We start from the raw sequence: 16,638 nt of genomic DNA on the forward strand, positions 1-16,638 counted from the left end.
CGGCTTCGCGGGCGGTTGCTTGGCGCGGGCCGGCTGACCCGCGGCGGACTGCGGCTTCGCCGGCTGCCCCTTGGCGGGCTGGGCGCGCCCGGCGGCCGGCGGCTTGCCGGTGGACTGCCCGCGCGGGACCGGCCGGGGCGCGGCGCCCTTGACGGGACGGCGTCCGCCGCTGCCGCCGTTTGCGCCGGAGGGCTGACGGGGTGTGCTCATCGGGCTGCGCCCCCGCCCGTGGCCGGCGCCGGCTGCGGCGCGGTCGGGTTGAGCTGGACGGTGACGTCGCCGCCAGGGGCCGGGGCGTTCGGCGCCGCGGTGGTGGGCTGCGCCGCCGCCGGGGATCCGGGCTGGGCACCGGGTTGGGCGCTCGGCGCCGGCTGCTTCCCGGGCCACGGTTCCACGGTGGACCGTTTCACCGGCGGGCTGTCCTGGGCCGGCTTCGGCGTGCCGACCACCGCGCCGCCGTTCGGCAGGTCGAGGAAGGCCATCCCGCCGGCCGGCACCATGCCCAGCTCGGCGGCCCGGCGGGCCAGCGCGTCCGGCGCGGAGTTCTGGTCGATCTGGTGCTGGAGCCCCTGCTGCTCGTCGGTGAGCACGGTGGTCTGCCGCTGCAGCCTGGACAGCTCGAAGGAGCCCTCGTTGAGGGCGGTGTTCAGTGCCAGCAGCCCGAGCAGTCCGGCCCCGAGCAGCACCACCACCAGCACCGCGAACGGCGTCCGCCCCCGTACCTGGCGTCGCCCGGGGCGGACGGTGATCCGCGCCCTGCCGCCCTGCCCGGGGAGCAGCCTGCTCCCCGCCCCGCCTCCGGCCACCGGCCCCACCGTCTTTCCTCCGCCCTTCGGACCGTCCCGGTGCCGGTCAGCCCCGGGTGCTTCGGTCCCTGATCCTCTCCGCCACCCGCAGCCGTACGGGTGCGGCGCGCCGGTTCTCCTCGATCTCCTCCTCGGTGGCCTGCTCGGCACCGCGGGTGATCAGCTTGAGCCAGGGCTGGTGCTCCTCCGGGACGAACGGCAGCCCCGGCGGGGCGGTGTTGGTCGCCCCGGCCGCGAAGCACTGCTTGACCAGGCGGTCCTCCAGCGACTGGTAGGACATCACGGCGATCCGCCCGCCGATGGGCAGGACGCCCAGAGCCCCGGGAATCGCCCGCTCCAGGACCTCCAGCTCGCCGTTGACCTCGATCCGCAGCGCCTGGAACGTGCGCTTGGCCGGGTTCCCGCCGGTGCGGCGGGTGGCGGCCGGGATGGCGTTGCGCACCAACTCGACCAGACGCGCGCTGTTGGTGAACGGTTCCTTCTCGCGTTCGCGCAGGATCACCGAGGCGATCTTCCCGGCGAACCGCTCCTCGCCGTAGAACTTGAGGATCCGGGCCAGCTCGCCGTGGCTGTAGGTGTTCAGCACCTCGGCCGCGCTGATCCCGCGGGTCTGGTCCATCCGCATGTCCAGCGGCGCGTCCTGCGCGTACGCGAACCCGCGCCCGGCCTCGTCCAGCTGCATGGAGGAGACGCCGAGGTCGAAGAGGATGCCGTCGGCCTTCGGGATGTCCAGGCGCTCCAGCACCTCGGGGATCTCGTCGTAGACGGCGTGCACCAGGGTGGCCCGTTCGCCGAAGGGGGCCAGCCGCTCGCCGGAGAGCTTGAGCGCCGCCGTGTCGCGGTCCACCGCCACCAGCCGGACGTCCGGGAACTGGGTGAGCAGCGCCTCGCTGTGGCCACCGAGGCCGAGGGTGGCGTCCACCACCACCGCACCGGGCCGGGAGATCGCCGGGGCCAGCGCGTCCATGCACCGCTGCAGCATCACCGGGACGTGCTTGGGGGCCGGATCGTTGGTGGTCATTGCGCGGTGGCGCCCTTCCTCGGTGCGGAGCCGCCCGAAGTACGGGAGCTCGGACCATTCTGTCCCACCACGCCGCGAAGCAGACGCAGGGGCCGGGCCGCGGCCCGTGGGCCCCGCCCGCTCCTTGGGGAAGGTCGTGACCGCCCGGCACCGGGGAAGGTGCGCCAGGTGGCACGGAGCGGGTGGAGGCCACGGGCCGCGTCGGCCGCCGCACCGGCCGGAAACGCCCGGTTGACGGGCCCCGGCGGGTGTGCTCCACTGCGCCGCAACTCTATCGCGCACGCCCCGCCAGTCAATGGCCCGCTCCGGCGCACCACCCGGGCGGCGGTACGGATCACCGCAGGTCGCGACGGTGCTCGTGGCACATGCCGGACGCCGCAGCCGCGCCGGCCGCGGTGCCGCGCGCCCCGGCACCGGGCACCGCCCCGGACAGCGGACGGGACGGGTCGGGGCCGGACCGGGACCGGGTCGGACAAATCCGTCCGTATCGCCCGGAAGCGGCGGCGTCTTGTGGATATGCGCTCGGTCACACGGGCCCGCTCTGTCGCCATCAGCCCCACCAAGACCCGGCGAATCGCACTAACGTCTTCACCATGACAGTGACCCCCGACCGGCCCACGCCGACCGCCGCTGCCGACGCCCCGACACCCACCATCATCGACCGCTTCGTCGCGGCCAACCGCGAGTACGCGGTGACCTTCCGCGACGGCGGGATGGACGCCCGCCCGGTGCAGAAGATCGCCGTGGTCGCCTGCATGGACGCCCGCCTCGACCTGTTCGCCGCGCTCGGCCTCGAACTCGGCGACGCCCACGTCATCCGCAACGCGGGTGGCGTGGTCACCGACGACACCATCCGTTCCCTCACCATCAGCCAGCGCGCCCTGGGCACCCGCTCGGTCGCGCTGATCCACCACACCGGCTGCGGCCTGCTCGGCCTCACCGAGGACTTCCGCCGCGAGCTGGAGCAGGAGGTCGGGCAGCGCCCGCAGTGGGCGGTCGAGTCCTTCGTCGACCTGGACAGTGACGTCCGGCAGTCCATGCAGCGCGTCCGCACCTCTCCGTTCCTGCTGCACACCGACAACGTGCGCGGCTTCGTCTTCGACGTCCACACCGGGCTGCTGCGCGAGATCCACTGACCCCGTCCATCCGGTCGGCCCGGCCAGCGTCGCCCGGGCCAGCCGGACGCTCCCCGGAAGCCCCCGGCCCGCCTCCCCGGCACGGCCGCCCGAGGGCGCCCGGTCCGGAGGGTGACTTCTGACCACCGCCCGGGGGAGAATGCGCCTGCCGGTCCGGCCTCGAACCACCTGGGGCGGCCGGTCGCAGGCCGTACTCCGGCACCGGCTCCCGGAACACGGAACCGCTCCCGGAGGGGCCGCGTCCAGCATGGGGTGGGGGCCGGCCTCAACGGAGGCGGGCACGTGGTGTGCCAGGGAGCGAACGGGTGACGAGCTACAACGATCAGACCGGTCTCGACGGTCGTGCAGGGGGCGACCGGGAGACGCCGGGGTACCACCCCGTCGGTCTGCCGGAACTCGCCGCCGTCGTGGACCGGATCCGCGGCAACATCGAGAGCGTGATCGAGGGCAAGCCGGAGGCCATCCGGATCGCCCTGACCGTCCTGCTCGCCGAGGGCCACCTGCTGCTGGAGGACGTGCCCGGCGTCGGCAAGACCATGCTGGCCAAGGCGCTGGCCCGGTCGGTCGACTGCACCGTGCGGCGCATCCAGTTCACCCCGGACCTGCTGCCCTCGGACGTCACCGGCACCAACATCTTCGACCAGCACCAGCGCGACTTCGAGTTCCGGCCGGGCGCGATCTTCGCCCAGATCGTCGTCGGCGACGAGATCAACCGGGCCTCGCCGAAGACCCAGTCCGCGCTGCTGGAGTCGATGGAGGAGCGTCAGGTCACCATCGACGGCACCAGCTACGAGCTGCCCTCGCCGTTCATGGTCGTGGCCACCCAGAACCCGGTCGAGATGGAGGGCACCTACCCCCTCCCCGAGGCCCAGCGGGACCGCTTCATGGCCCGGATCTCGATGGGCTACCCGAGCCCCGAGGCCGAGTTCGCCATGCTCGACGTGCACGCCGGCGCGAGCCCGCTGGACGACCTCCAGCCGGTCGCGCACGCCTCCGACATCCTCAAGCTGATCGACCTGGTCCGCACCGTGCACATCGCCGACCCGGTCCGCCGCTACGCCGTCGACCTGGTCTCCGCCACCCGCACCAGCCACGAGCTGCGCCTCGGCGCCTCGCCCCGCGCCACCCTGCACCTGGTCCGGGCCGCCCGCGCCGCCGCCGCCCTGGACGGCCGCGACTACGTCACCCCGGACGACCTCCAGCGCCTCGCCGTCCCGGTGCTCGCCCACCGCCTGATGCCGACCGCCGAGACCCAGTTCAGCCGCCGCACCTCCGAGCAGATCGTGGCCGAGCTGGTCGCCCGCCTGCCGCTCCCGCGCCCGCAGGGCGCCCCCGCCACGCGGAGGAGCTGAGGTGGGCCCGTCCGACGAACCGTCGGGCCTGCGCGCCGGCCTGCGCGGCCTCACCACCCGGGGCCGTTCCTTCCTGGCCGCCGGGGTGACCGCGGTGGTCTGCGCGTACCTGCTCGACCAGGACGCCCTGCTGCGCGTCGGCGTCCTGCTCGCCGCGCTGCCGCTGGCCGCCGCCCTGCTGCTGTCCAACACCCGCTACCGGGTGGCCAGTGGCCGGCGGCTCAGCCCGCGCCGGGCGGTGGCCGGCCAGGAGGCCCGGGTCCACCTGCGGGTGGACAACGTCTCCCGGGTCCCCACCGGCCTGCTGCTGCTGGAGGACAAGGTCCCGTACGTGCTCGGGCCGCGCCCGCGGTTCGTGCTGGACCGGGTCGAGCCCCGCGGCAACCGCGAGGTCTCCTACCGGGTCCGCTCCGACCTCCGGGGCCGCTACCCGCTCGGCCCGCTCCAGCTGCGGCTCTCCGACCCGTTCGGGATGTGCGAGCTGAACCGCTCGTTCTCCGCCTCCGACGTGCTCACCGTCGTCCCGCAGATCCTGCCGCTGCCGTACGTCCGGCTCAGCGGCGAGTGGGCCGGCCAGGGCGACAGCCACGCCCGGGCCCTGGCCCTGGCCGGTGACGACGACGTCATCCTGCGCGAGTACCGCCCCGGCGACGACCTCCGCCGGGTGCACTGGAAGTCCACCGCCCGCTACGGCGAGCTGATGGTCCGCCGCGAGGAGCAGCCCCGCAAGGCCCGGGCCACCGTCCTGCTGGACACCCGCGAGGTGGGCCACCGGGGCAGCGGCCCCGCCTCCTCCTTCGAATGGGCGGTCTCCTGCACCGCCTCGGTCACCGCCCACCTGCTGGAACGCGGTTACCAGACCCGGCTGCTGACCGACACCGGACTCGCCGTCCCCGGGAGCGGCGCCGGCGGCGGCAACACGGCACCCGACGCCTCCGGCCTGATCCTGGACGCCCTCGCCGTGGCCGACCTCTCCGAGGGCGCCGGGCTCTCCCGCGCCGAGGAACCGCTGCGGGCCGGCGGGGAGGGCCTGCTGGTCGCCGTCCTCGGCGACCTGGACGAGGAGCAGGTCGCCCGGCTGGCCCGGCTGCGCAACCGCACCGGTGGCGCCGTGGCCTTCCTCCTCGACACCGCCACCTGGGCCGGCCTCCGCATGCTCGCCCCCGACACCGGCGGCGACGAGTTCCGCGACCGGGTGCTCCGCCTGCGCGAGGCCGGATGGACCGTCCTGCCCGTCCGTGCCGGCGACTCGGTCACCGAACTGTGGCGGGCCGCCGACCGGGCCGAGGCGCCCTCCCCCTACCGAAACGAGGCCGGCGCGTGACCACCCGGGCCAAACTGACCGCGTACTCGGCGCTGGCCACCGCCCTGGCCGCGCTCTGCCTGACCCCGCTGCTGACCACCAAGGGCTGGATCACCCACGCGTACCTGGTGGTGGCCGTGATCGCGGTCGTCGGCGCGGGCCTGCGGCGCACGCCGTTCTACCGCTGGGCCGTCCCGCTCGGCCAGCTGGTCGCGCTCCTCCTCCTGCTGCTGCTCGCCTTCGCGGCCTCCGGCGCATCCTGGGGCGGGATCGTCCCCGGTCCCGAGTCGCTGCGCACCCTCGCCCGGGCGTTCGAGCAGGGGCTGAACGACATCCGGGAGTACGCCATCCCCGCCCCGCCCAGCGCGGGCCTGCGGCTGATCATGATCACCTCGATCGGTCTGATCGCCGTCGCGGTGGACACCGTCGCGGTGACGTACCGGCGCTCGGCGCTGGCCGGGCTGCCGCTGCTGGCGCTCTACTCGGTCGGCAACGGCCTGGCCGGCGACCGGGGCAACTGGCTCTGGTTCGCGGCCGCCGCGGCCGGCTACCTGGTCCTGCTCTTCGCCGAGGGCCAGGACCGGGTCTCCCGCTGGGGCCGGGTCTTCCGCGGCACCCCGCACGGCACCGAGGGCAGCTCCGGCGGACTCAGCCAGAGCGGCCGGCAGGTCGGCGTGGTGGCACTCGCGCTCGCCCTGCTGCTGCCGGCCTTCCTGCCGCGCTGGAGCTCCGGCCTGGTGAACAGCGGCGGCACCGCGAGCTCCGGCAAGCACGGCGGCGCCGGCGGCTTCAACAGCCTCGATCCCCTGGTCGCCCTGAACGACGCGCTCCCCGAGCCCCGCAACGTCGAGCTGCTCACCTACAAGATGGACAGCCCGCTGGCCGACAGCACCTACCTGCGCACCGGCTCGCTGGACGCCTTCGACGGCACCAGGTGGAAGCTCAGCTCCACCGACACGACCGAGTTCAAGGGCACCCTGCCGGCCCCCGACGGCCTGACCGTGCCCGACTTCCCGGAGCTGAAGACCACGGTCAGGATCAGCGACCGGCTGGAGAACGCCTGGCTCCCGATGCCCTACCCGGCCCGGACCGTCTCGCTGCGCAACACCGCCGACTGGCAGCTCGACTCGCTCACCTCGGCCCTCCAGCCGACCCGGGACAAGGCGATCAAGGGCCTCGGCTACACGGTCACCTCGCTGTACGTCGGCCCCACCGCCGCCGAACTGCGCAGCGCCCCCCAGGCGCCCGACCGGATCCGGGCCCAGTACCTCGACCTGCCGAGGGACCTGCCGCCGATCGTCCGCCAGAAGGCCGTCTCCGTCACCCAGCAGGCGCGGACCCCCTACGACAAGGCGGTCGCGCTGCAGGAGTGGTTCACCCGCTCCGGCTTCACCTACGACGTCAAGACCCGGTCCGACAGCGGCAGCGACGCGATGGCCGACTTCCTGACCCGGCGGCGGGGCTACTGCGTCCACTTCGCCTCCACCATGGCCGCGATGGCGCGCGTCCTGGACATCCCCGCCCGGGTCGCGCTCGGCTTCACGCCCGGCGACACCAAGGGCGGCGACGTCTACTCGGTGACCGACTCGATGTACCACGCCTGGCCCGAGCTGTACTTCGAGGGCTACGGCTGGATGCGCTTCGAGCCCACCCCGACCCGCGGCGTGCAGCCCGAGTACAGCGACCAGGTCGCCGCGCCGACCACCGCACCGACCACGCAGCCGACCGCGCAGCCGCAGCCCAGCGCCTCGGCGCAGCTGCCGTCCGCCAACCCCGACTGCGACCCGAAGCTGCGCAGCATGGGCGAGTGCGGGGAGCGGGACAGGTCCGCCGGCGGTGCCCTGGCCGACTCCTGGCTGTTCTCCGGGAAGACCCTGGCCACCCTGGCCGCCGCCCTGGTGCTGCTCGCGCTGCTGCTCACCCCGATGGTCTGGCGGGCGCTGCTGCGCCGGCGCCGGCTCGGAGCCGGCGGGCGGCGGCGCCCCGGAGGGGAGGGGTCGGTCGAACTCACCGACGAGCAGGTGATGGCCGCCTGGGACGAGCTGATCGACTCCGCCTGGGACCTCGGCATCCCGCCCGACGAGTCGCGGACCCCGCGCTCCGCCGCGCGCCGGATCGCCGAGACCGCCGAGCTCGACGAGGCCTCGGCGGCGGCGGCCGGGCGGGTGGCGCTGGCCACCGAGCGGGCCCTCTACGCCCGGACCACGCAGGTCACCACGCCGCTGGCGGCGGACGTCCGGACCGCGCGACGGCCTGCGGGCCGGCGCGGGCCGGCGCGGCCGGGCCAGGGCGCTGCTCCTGCCCGCGTCCTCGGCCCAGCTCTGGTGGCGCCTCTCGGACGCGGTGCTGGCGGCCCGGCTGGCGGTGCGCCGCAGGGCCGCGCGGCTGACCGCCGCCGTCACCGGGCCGGTCCGCCGGGCCCTGCGGCGGCGGAAGGGCGACCGTCCGGAGTCCTGACGCACCGGCTCCCGTCCCCCGCCGGCTCCCCCGCCGGTGCCGGACGGGAGCCCGGGGACAACGGAGAGGGCGGGCAGTCGGTCGACTGCCCGCCCTCGTCACGTTCGTCCGGCGTCCCGTGCGTCCGTCCGGATCCTCACCAGGCCCCGGACGACCGGCTCAGAACCCGCCGGTCTGCTCGTCGCGCCGACGCTGCCAGCGCTGCTCCACCCGGTCCATCATCCCTGCCTTGCGGCGCGGGGCCGCGGCCGGCCCGGCGCCCTGGGTCTGTCCGGCGGGCCCACGGCGCCAGCCGGTCACGGCGAAGACGGCGCACCCCAGCATCACCAGGAACCCGACCACGCTGACCCAGATCTGGTTGGGTACGACCATGCCGCCCATCAGCAGGCCGATGCCCACCACGAAGCCACCGACGGCCAGGTACACCCGGCGACGGGTGTAGGTGCGCAGACCGGTTCCCTCAAGCGCCGACGCGAATTTGGGATCTTCGGCATACAGCGCTCGCTCCATCTGGTCGAGCAGTCGCTGCTCGTGCTCCGAGAGCGGCACGGAGTCCTCCTACTCGTCGGTCGCGGGTGCGACCGGTCCGCCGCCCCGGTCGGGGAGGCACGTCCAATCAGCCTTCAGAACACGCGGTCGGACGCCTGTGCGGGGGCCCGGGTCCGTGTCGTCCATATGCCCCGCGCTTCCGGCTGTCATGCTTTCCGGCTTTACCCAGATCATACGGTCCACCGGCCGGTTCCGGAGTGGTCGACCACGCGTGGGCCCGGCCACTTCGGCGGCTCCCAGCTGCACAGTGCTCAACGCGGAGGCCGCCGGACAAGTGCCCGATCCGATGGAATGGGCCCGGACCTGGGGGGATCGTGAGGAGACGGTGAGGAGACGGCCGGGAGACGCGGCGGCGGTGCGCGGGCGAACGGCGGCGGACGGGCCGGTCAGGCCAGGGTGGCCAGCAGGTGGAGCTGGGTCGCCACGGCGTGGAACGCGGGCTGCCCGGCGGCCGCCTCCTCCAGCTTGAGCAGCGCCTCCATGGCACCCGGCTCGGTGTCCACCAGGACGCCGGGCACCAGGTCGGCGAAGACCCGGACCCCGTGCACGGACTCGACCCGCAGGCCCGCCCCGACCGCCAGCCGGTCCAGCTCCTCGCCGGTGAAGCGGCGCGGCATCGGGTCGCTGTCGCCCCAGCGGCCGTCGTCGGCGGCCAGCACCGCGCGGGCCTCGGCGAAGTGGCCGCCGAGGGCCCGGGCGAGCACCGCACCGTTCCGGTTCGCGGCCAGCAGGCTCACGAAGCCGCCCCGGCGCAGGGTGCCGGCCAGGCTGCCGAGGGCGTCCGCCGGGTCGTCCACGACCTCCAGCACGCCGTGGCAGAGCACCGCGTCGACGCTGCCGGGCGCGACCAGCTCGGGCAGCGTCTGGGTGTCGCCCTGCACGGCGCGGACCAGGTCGGTCACGCCGGCCTCGGCGGCCCGCCGCTCCAGCGCGAACAGCGCGTCCGGGCTCGGGTCGACCACGGTGACCCGGTGGCCGAGCCGGGCCACCGGCACCGCGAAGTTACCGGTGCCGCCACCGGTGTCCACCACGTCCAGCACCGGCTGGTCCAGCTCGGCCGCCCGCTTCTCCAGGGCGGCCCGCACCACCTCCCACACCACGGCGGTACGCAGGGCACTGCGGGGACGCGTCGGGTACAAGGCGGGGCTCCTTGGCACGTGCAGATTCGATCAGGTTGCCTCCACCTTAGACCGAGCGGACGACGCGCCCGCGACGCCGGTCACCCGGCGTCACCCGGGTCGTCGGCACCGTCCAGCGGCAGGCGCGGGGCGGGCGGGGTCGGGTGCAGGCCGAGCAGCCGCTCGACCAGACGGAGGAAGAAGGCGGAGTTGCGGATCAGGTCGTCGGCGTCGCGGGCCGAGGCGGAACCCCGGATGCCGGCCTCGGCGGCGGCCCGGCGGCGCGCACCGGCCGCGAAGTACACCGCCCACTCCGCGAGTTCGGGCGCGACCTCGGGCAGTACCTCCCAGGCGCTGCGGATCGCCCGGCGGCGCCGGGGGTTCTTCTCGGGCCGCCCCCGGACGGCCAGCACCGCCGCGACGGTGCGCAGCGCCGCGAGGTGCGCGGCGGCGTACCGCTCCAGCGGGTCCTCCAGGGAACGGGAACGGGTCAGGGTCCGGTGGGCGTCGGCGAGCAGGTCGAGGGCGGCGGGCGGAGCGGAGACCCGGCGCAGCACCGGGTGCACGTCGGCGCCGGTGGCCGGCCCGTGGGCGGCGGGCCGGTCGGCGGCCGGTCGGTCGGCGGCGGAGTGGAGGCGGGCGGTGACGGGCTCAGGGTGGCTGATGGTCATGGTCTCCCCCGTTCCGAGGCAGCGCACGGACCGGGTGATCCGCGCTCCTCCATCGTGACCGGCACCACTGACAATCCGGCCGGAGCGCCGTCGCCGACGCGGGTACCGAAGCGCCGTCCCCCACGGACGGCGCTTCGGAGCACCCCGGTCCCCCCGTTCGCCGCGGCCTTCCGGCCCCGGTTCCCCCCCGCCGGTACGCCGGTCCCCCCTGGCCCGCTCCGCCGCCCCGTGCCGGCGGTGCGCGGCCTCCGACCGGCTCCGGTGCGGAGCTCGACGGCGCTTCCGCCGGTCCCCCGTGACCGGCGGACGACGCCCGTCCGCAGCTCCGGGGCGGGGCGCCCGACGCGCCGCCGTCCCGGTGCCACCACTCTCCCGTCTTCGCAGGTCGCAGGCCATCCGCGCAGCTACTCAACCCGGTACCTGAGTATCCGTACTCAGACGCACCCGGACCGCACTCGGACCTCCCGCGGCGGGAACCGCACACCCCGCCCGCGGCGTCCCGGTACGGTACGGCGAGCCGGGCCGATCCCGGCGGGCACTCCGAGGAGGAACGGATGACGATCGTTCCGCTGATCTTCACCAGCGGACTGGCGAGCGGGATCAACGCGTACGCGGTGGTGCTGCTGCTCGGTCTGCTCGGCCGGTTCGCGGGGGCCGACTCGGTGCCGCCCGCGCTGGAGCGCACCGACGTGCTGATCGCCGCGGGCGTGCTGTTCCTGCTGGAGGCGGTGGCCGACAAGATCCCGTACGTGGACAGCCTCTGGGACGTCGCCCACACCGCGATCCGGCCGGTCGCGGGTGCCACCGTGGGCGCGCTGATCGCCTCCGCCGACCCGGGCTCGCTGAGCGAGGTCGCGGCGGGCGCGATGGGCGGCACAGCCGCGCTGGTCAGCCACCTGGTGAAGGCCTCGCTGCGGATGGCGGTCAACACCTCGCCGGAGCCGGCCAGCAACATCGTGGTCTCGCTGGCCGAGGACGTGTCGGTGGCCGGACTGGTCACACTGGCGATCTTCCACCCCTGGCTGGCCGCCTCGATCGCCACCGTCCTGCTGCTGATCGGCCTGCTACTGGTCTGGTTCGCGGTCAACCGGATCCGGGCCTTCCGGGCCCGGCGGCGGGAACGGCGGGCCGCCCGCGCCGCCGCGGCCGGACGCCCGGTGGTGGAGGAGCCCGTCCAGGGGACCCGGAGCGGGCCCTAGGATCGGACGCATGGCACGGATCGTCATCATCGGCGCAGGTATGAGCGGGCTCGCGGCGGCCTCCCGGCTGGCGACCCTCGGGCACAGGGTGACGGTCTGCGAGGCGCGCGGCACGTACGGGGGGATGGTCGGCCGCTACGAGCGCGACGGCTTCGCCTTCGACACCGGCCCGGGTCTGCTCACCCTCCCCGCCGTCTACCGCGACCTCGCGCTGAAGACCGGCCGGGAGCCGCTGGAGGAACTGGTCGAGCTGGGCCCGGTCGACCCGGAGAGCCGTCACCTGTTCGCCGACGGCACCGCGCTGTCGCTGCCCAACGCGTCCCGGGGCGGCGTGGTCCGGGCCCTCGACGAGGCCTTCGGCCCGGGCGCCGGCGAGCGCTGGGCAACGGTGCTCAACCACGGCCGCACGGTGTGGGAGGCCACCCGCCGCCCGCTGCTGGAGGAGCCCCTCCCCGCCGACCCCCGGCCGCTGCACACCGACCCGTACCCGGTGCCGGGGGCCGACCGGCGCGGCCTGTTCGGCCGGCTGCGCGGCCGCCGACCGTGGACGCTGGCCGACGTCGCCGCCGAGCAGCTGGGCGGGCACCCGGCCCTGACCGCCCTGCTGCACGAGCACGCGCTGCGCTTCGGGCTCGACCCGCGCAGCGCCCCCGCCGGGGCCACCGTGCTGCCGTACATGGAGCAGTCCTTCGGCGTCTGGTACGTCCGGGGCGGCCTGCGCGCGCTGGCCGACGCCTTCTACCGGCGGTGCGAGCAGCGCAAGGTGGAGTTCCGCTTCGAGACGCCGGTCACCAAGGTGGACACCCGGGACGGCCGGGTCTGCGGTGTGCAGACCAAGGGCGACCGGATCGACGCCGACCTGGTGGTCTCCTCGATCGACACCCGGGTGCTGCACACCCAGTGGATGGGCCCGGCCGACTCCTCGGACGACTGGCCGGCCTCCGCCGGGCGGCTGCACGGCGTGCCCGGACGGGTCAGCGTGCTGCTCGCGCTGCGCGGCGCCCGCCCGGCCGGTACCGCGCACCGCACGGTGGTGCACGCCGGTGACCCGGCCGCCGAGCTGGCCGGCATCTTCCCCCCGGGCGCCCCGCTGTCGGACCGCCCGACCGTCCAGGTCCTGCGGCCGGACGACCCGTCGTTGCACCCGGAGGGCCACGAGAGCGTCGTGCTCACCGCGACCACGCCCTCGCTGGACCTCGACTGGGGGACGCCCGGCACCGCCGACGCCTTCGCGGACCGGATGCTCGACCAGGCCGACGCGGCCGGGCTCGGCCTGCGCGAGCGGGTGCTCTGGCGGGTGGTCCGCACCCCCGAGCACACCGAGCGCGACGCCGGTTCCTTCTTCGGCTCCGTGCCGCCGCCCGCGCTCGCCGGCTTCGACGGCGACCTGCTCCAGGCCCCGAACGAGGACTACCCCGGCCTCTACCTCACCGGCGGCGCCGCCCACCCCGGCGGGGGCCTGGCCCGCGTCGGCATGTCCGCCTGCATCGTGGCCAACCTCATCGGCCCCGCCTGAGCCTGACGGTCGGAGCGGGCCGCCGAGCGGGATCCGGTTCCGGGGCCCTGGAGTCAGCCCTGCTGCTGCCAGGTGGTTTGCTGCGGGTAGCCGTACTGGTCGTACTGCGGCTGCTGCGGGATACCGTGCCGGCCCTGGCCCTGATCGTGGCCCTGCCCCTGGTCGGGCTGGGCCTGGTGGTGGTCCACGTGCTGGTGCCCGGGCTGGGGGTGCCACTGCTGCTGGTCGTAGCCGTACGGGTCGGGCTGCTGCACGCCCTGCTGCTGGTAGGTGCCGTACGGATCCGGCTGCTGCACGCCCTGCTGCTGGTAGGTGCCGTACGGGTCGGGCTGCTGCACGGCCTGCTGCTGGTAGGTGCCGTAGCCCTGGTCGTACGCGAAGGCGGGCTGCTGCGGGGTCTGCCACTGCTGCTGGGCGTTCTGGTCCCACGCCGTCTGCTGCTGGTCGTACCCCGTCCCGTAGGCCTCGGCGTACGGGTCGGCCTGGGGAACGGCCTGGAGCAGCTCGGTCTGCTGCTGCTCGTAGTAGGCGGGCGCGTAGACGCCGTCCGTCGCCAGCTCCTGCATCGCGAAGGCTGCGGTCTGCTCGACGGCCGGTGCGTCCTCGGCCGCCGGGGCCGGCTCCGGGGCCTCCTCGACCACGCTCACCTCGCCGACCCGCTCCGCCGCGACCACGGCGGCCGCGGCCGCCGCACCGCCGGTCAGCGCGCCGAGCATCGGCACCTTGGCCAGCGGGCCGGGCAGGCCGCCGTCGGCCGTGCGGAGCGACCAGCCGGCCGCGTACCCGCGCTTCACCGAGAGGGTGACGAAGGTCTGGCCGACCGCGAACATCGCGGCGCCCCCGCCGATCACCGGGACGGATCCCATCGCCATCCCGACGGCCACCCCGAGGAAGCCGGCGAGGGCCAGGCCGCGCCAGTGCAGCGGCGCCCGGTTCTGCAGCAGCAGCTCGGCGACCAGCCAGAGCGCCACCACCGCCAACGCGCCGTACAGCAGCAGGTATCCGATCCCCATCCCGCCCGGTACCTCCAGTCGCGTGCCCGCGCGCGCCGCGCGTGTGCGGCGACTGTACCGGTTCAACGGCCCGGGTACCGCATCGCGTTCCCGGCCGCTCGGGCCCGGCTCCCGGCCTGCCCCGGACCGCCCGCGGACGGGCCGCAGAAGGGCGGAAAGCGGGCCGGGCCGGGCCGGGCGTGAGCCGCCGACGAGGCTCCGGCGCAGCTCAGCGCCGGTGCAGGCCGAGGTTCTGGTAGATCTCCAGGGTGGCCGTCGAGTGGTTCAGCGTGATGAAGTGCAGCCCGGGGACGCCCTCCGCCAGCAGCCGCTCGGACATCGCGGTGGCGTGCTCCATGCCGACCTCGCGCAGCGCCGCCGGGTCGTCGATCACCGCCCGCAGCCGGGCCTCCAGGTCGACCGGGAAGGCCGAACCGCTCAGCTCGGGGAACCGCTCCAGCTGCTTGGCGTTGGTGACCGGCATGATCTCCGGGATGATCGGCGCCTCGCAGCCGGCGGCCGTCACCCGGTCGCGCAGCCGCAGGTAGTCGTCGACCTCGAAGAACATCTGGGTGATCGCGTAGTCGGCCCCGGAGCGGATCTTCGCCACGAAGTGCCGGATGTCCTCGTCCCAGTCGGTCGACCGCGGGTGCATGTTCGGCGAGGCCGCCACGCCGACGCAGAAGTCGCCGATGCCCTTGATCAGCTCGACCAGCTCGTAGGCGTAGGTGACGCCCTGCGGGTGGTTGACCCACTCGCCGGTCGGGTCACCGGGCGGGTCACCGCGCACCGCGAGGACGTTCCGCACGCCCTGGTCGGCGTACTGGCCGATGATGTTGCGCAGCTCGGCGATCGAGTGGTCGACGGCGGTCAGGTGGGCGACCGGGGTCAGCGTGGTCTCGGTGGCGATCCGGCCGACCATGTTGACGGTGCGCTCGCGCGAGGAGCCGCCCGCGCCGTAGGTCATGCAGACGAAGTTGGGGTCGAGCGGTTCGAGCCGCCGGATGGCGTCCCAGAGTTTCTGCTCGCCGGCCTCGGTGCGCGGTGGCATGAACTCGAAGGAGAAGGACCGCTTGCCGGCTGCCAGGAGTTCGCGGACCGTCAGCGCGCGGTCCGGTCTGGTGGAAGCGATACCTAGTGCCATGCTGGCAGGTTAGCCGCCGGGCGAAGGGCGCGGACAACTCGGTCCCAGATTTTGAGACAACAGGTGGACGGCGTTCCGGTTCCCCACCACCGCGGTTCACCCGGGCGGCCGAGGCTCGTCCGTACAGTTGTTCCTGCCCGCCCGGATACCCTGGCTGAACCCCAGCGACCTCCGGAGTCCCATCGTGACCTCGTCCCGCCAGCGGCCGGCCAACCCCATTGACGTGGAGGACGTGCGCGAGCGTGTCAACGCCGCCCTCGCCGGCTTCATGGGCGGCCAGTCGGCCCTGCTCGGCAAGATCTCCCCACAGCTGGGGCCGGTCGCCGACGCGCTCCGCGACTTCCTGCTGGACGGCGGCAAGCGGCTGCGCCCGGCGTTCTGCTACTGGGGCTGGCGCGGCGCCGGCGGCCCGGCGGCGAGCAGCGGGATCGACCGGGCGGCGGCGGCCCTGGAGCTGCTCCAGGCCAGCGCGCTGGTCCACGACGACCTGATGGACCGCAGCGACACCCGGCGCGGTCTGCCCTCGGTGCACCGCCGGTTCGAGGCGCTCCACCGCGAGCACGGCTGGCGCGGCGACCGCGAGCAGTACGGCGCCTCGGCGGCGGTGCTGCTCGGCGACCTGCTGCTGATCTGGTGCGACGAGCTGTTCCTGCACTCGGGCCTGGAACCGGCCGCGGTGCTGGCCGCCAAGCCGATGTTCGACCTGATGCGCACCGAGGTGATGGTCGGCCAGTACCTGGACGTGCTGGAGCCGGTCGCCGGGGACTCCACCGACGAGGGCGCACTGGACCGGGCGCAGACCGTCCTGCACTACAAGTCGGCCAAGTACACGATCGAGCGGCCGCTGCAGGTCGGCGCGCTACTGGCGGGCGCCCCGCCGGAGCTGGTCGAGGCGTACGGGGCGTTCGGACTGCCGCTGGGCGAGGCGTTCCAGCTGCGGGACGACCTGCTCGGCGTCTTCGGCGACCCCGCGGTCACCGGCAAGCCGGCCGGGGACGACCTGCGCGAGGGCAAGCGGACGCTGCTGGTGGCGCACGCCATGCGGGGCCTGTCGGCCGCCGACGCCCGGCACCTGGACGAGCGGCTGGGCGCGCCCGACCTGGCCGCCCCGGAGGTCGCCGAGCTGCGCGGGCTGGTGGCCCGCTCCGGCGCGCCGGACGTGGTCGAGCAGCGGATCGAGGAGCTGATGCGGCAGTCGCTGGCCGCGCTGGCGGCGGCGCCGCTGGCGGACGAGCGGGCCCGCGAGGTGCTGCTGGCGCTGGCCGAGGCCGCCACCGTCCGCAAGTACTGACCGCGGACGGCGGAGGAGGCAGGCGGCCGGTCGGCGTTCGGGCGGCGGCCCCCCCCCGCACCGCCGCGCCCCCAACCCCCCCA

General features: G+C 74.9%; 13 protein-coding genes and 2 pseudogenes. 7 read left to right on the top strand and 8 right to left on the bottom strand.

What is annotated here, in order from left to right; translation table 11 throughout:
• The 3 genes and pseudogenes from ABZY91_RS37845 to rsmH all read right to left on the bottom strand — a co-directional run.
• Positions 1-210 (bottom strand): annotated as a pseudogene (locus ABZY91_RS37845) (hypothetical protein); the annotation flags it as partial.
• Positions 207-806: a cell division protein FtsL gene (locus tag ABZY91_RS37850; RefSeq protein ID WP_355408288.1), complete on the bottom strand. Its 600-nt coding sequence runs from the start codon at positions 804-806 to the stop codon at positions 207-209. The pseudogene ABZY91_RS37845 and the gene ABZY91_RS37850, both read right to left, overlap by 4 nt.
• Before the next feature lie 46 nt (positions 807-852).
• Positions 853-1,827, bottom strand: a complete 975-nt coding sequence (rsmH, locus tag ABZY91_RS37855; RefSeq protein ID WP_329952030.1) for a 16S rRNA (cytosine(1402)-N(4))-methyltransferase RsmH — start codon at positions 1,825-1,827, stop codon at positions 853-855.
• Positions 1,828-2,420: 593 nt separating this feature from the next.
• Between rsmH and ABZY91_RS37860 the strand changes: the two genes are divergently transcribed.
• From ABZY91_RS37860 to ABZY91_RS37875, 4 genes and pseudogenes are all read left to right on the top strand, one after another.
• Complete coding sequence (locus ABZY91_RS37860) at positions 2,421-2,963, top strand: carbonic anhydrase (protein ID WP_329882153.1); 543 nt, start codon at positions 2,421-2,423, stop codon at positions 2,961-2,963.
• A gap of 386 nt (positions 2,964-3,349) precedes the next feature.
• On the top strand, positions 3,350-4,315 hold the full coding sequence (locus tag ABZY91_RS37865; RefSeq protein WP_355408299.1) for a MoxR family ATPase: 966 nt from the start codon (positions 3,350-3,352) through the stop codon (positions 4,313-4,315).
• A gap of 1 nt (position 4,316) precedes the next feature.
• Positions 4,317-5,639, top strand: a complete 1,323-nt coding sequence (locus tag ABZY91_RS37870; RefSeq protein WP_355408290.1) for a DUF58 domain-containing protein — start codon at positions 4,317-4,319, stop codon at positions 5,637-5,639.
• A pseudogene (locus ABZY91_RS37875) lies at positions 5,534-7,255 on the top strand (DUF3488 and transglutaminase-like domain-containing protein); the annotation flags it as partial. The gene ABZY91_RS37870 and the pseudogene ABZY91_RS37875, both read left to right, overlap by 106 nt.
• A 979-nt stretch (positions 7,256-8,234) precedes the next feature.
• Here the strand turns inward: ABZY91_RS37875 and ABZY91_RS37880 are convergent.
• The 3 genes from ABZY91_RS37880 to ABZY91_RS37890 form a co-directional block, all read right to left on the bottom strand.
• Positions 8,235-8,624 (bottom strand): DUF3040 domain-containing protein, encoded by a 390-nt coding sequence (locus tag ABZY91_RS37880; protein WP_329882157.1) that lies wholly within the window; start codon positions 8,622-8,624, stop codon positions 8,235-8,237.
• 386 nt (positions 8,625-9,010) lie between these two features.
• The gene (locus tag ABZY91_RS37885) at positions 9,011-9,763 is read right to left on the bottom strand and encodes a methyltransferase domain-containing protein (protein WP_329952027.1); all 753 of its coding nucleotides are present in this window, start codon (positions 9,761-9,763) and stop codon (positions 9,011-9,013) included.
• Between the two features lie 80 nt (positions 9,764-9,843).
• Positions 9,844-10,413, bottom strand: coding sequence for an SAV_6107 family HEPN domain-containing protein (locus ABZY91_RS37890; protein ID WP_329952026.1), 570 nt, complete (start codon positions 10,411-10,413; stop codon positions 9,844-9,846).
• Positions 10,414-10,967: 554 nt separating this feature from the next.
• Here ABZY91_RS37890 and ABZY91_RS37895 point away from each other — a divergent pair.
• Positions 10,968-11,612 (top strand): DUF4126 domain-containing protein, encoded by a 645-nt coding sequence (locus ABZY91_RS37895; protein WP_329882160.1) that lies wholly within the window; start codon positions 10,968-10,970, stop codon positions 11,610-11,612.
• Between the two features lie 10 nt (positions 11,613-11,622).
• Positions 11,623-13,128, top strand: coding sequence for an NAD(P)/FAD-dependent oxidoreductase (locus ABZY91_RS37900; protein WP_355408293.1), 1,506 nt, complete (start codon positions 11,623-11,625; stop codon positions 13,126-13,128).
• A gap of 53 nt (positions 13,129-13,181) precedes the next feature.
• Here the strand turns inward: ABZY91_RS37900 and ABZY91_RS37905 are convergent, their stop codons facing one another.
• Together ABZY91_RS37905 and metF are read right to left on the bottom strand one after the other, a co-directional pair.
• Positions 13,182-14,141 (bottom strand): hypothetical protein, encoded by a 960-nt coding sequence (locus ABZY91_RS37905; protein WP_355408295.1) that lies wholly within the window; start codon positions 14,139-14,141, stop codon positions 13,182-13,184.
• A gap of 208 nt (positions 14,142-14,349) precedes the next feature.
• Positions 14,350-15,264, bottom strand: coding sequence for a methylenetetrahydrofolate reductase [NAD(P)H] (metF, locus tag ABZY91_RS37910; RefSeq protein ID WP_329882163.1), 915 nt, complete (start codon positions 15,262-15,264; stop codon positions 14,350-14,352).
• 184 nt (positions 15,265-15,448) lie between these two features.
• Here metF and ABZY91_RS37915 point away from each other — a divergent pair, with 184 nt between their 5' ends.
• Positions 15,449-16,555, top strand: a complete 1,107-nt coding sequence (locus ABZY91_RS37915; protein ID WP_355408297.1) for a polyprenyl synthetase family protein — start codon at positions 15,449-15,451, stop codon at positions 16,553-16,555.
• Positions 16,556-16,638 lie beyond the last annotated feature (83 nt).

This window comes from Kitasatospora sp. NPDC002965 (assembly GCF_040611255.1).
In the GTDB taxonomy this organism is placed as follows: Bacteria; Actinomycetota; Actinomycetes; order Streptomycetales; family Streptomycetaceae; genus Kitasatospora.

Coding starts and splice junctions, on each gene's coding strand:
- ABZY91_RS37890 (WP_329952026.1), bottom strand. CDS start 10,413: ATGACCATCAGCCACCCTGAGCCCGTCACCGCCCGCCTCCACTCCGCC.
- ABZY91_RS37860 (WP_329882153.1), top strand. CDS start 2,421: ATGACAGTGACCCCCGACCGGCCCACGCCGACCGCCGCTGCCGACGCC.
- metF (WP_329882163.1), bottom strand. CDS start 15,264: ATGGCACTAGGTATCGCTTCCACCAGACCGGACCGCGCGCTGACGGTC.
- ABZY91_RS37900 (WP_355408293.1), top strand. CDS start 11,623: ATGGCACGGATCGTCATCATCGGCGCAGGTATGAGCGGGCTCGCGGCG.
- rsmH (WP_329952030.1), bottom strand. CDS start 1,827: ATGACCACCAACGATCCGGCCCCCAAGCACGTCCCGGTGATGCTGCAG.
- ABZY91_RS37905 (WP_355408295.1), bottom strand. CDS start 14,141: ATGGGGATCGGATACCTGCTGCTGTACGGCGCGTTGGCGGTGGTGGCG.
- ABZY91_RS37895 (WP_329882160.1), top strand. CDS start 10,968: ATGACGATCGTTCCGCTGATCTTCACCAGCGGACTGGCGAGCGGGATC.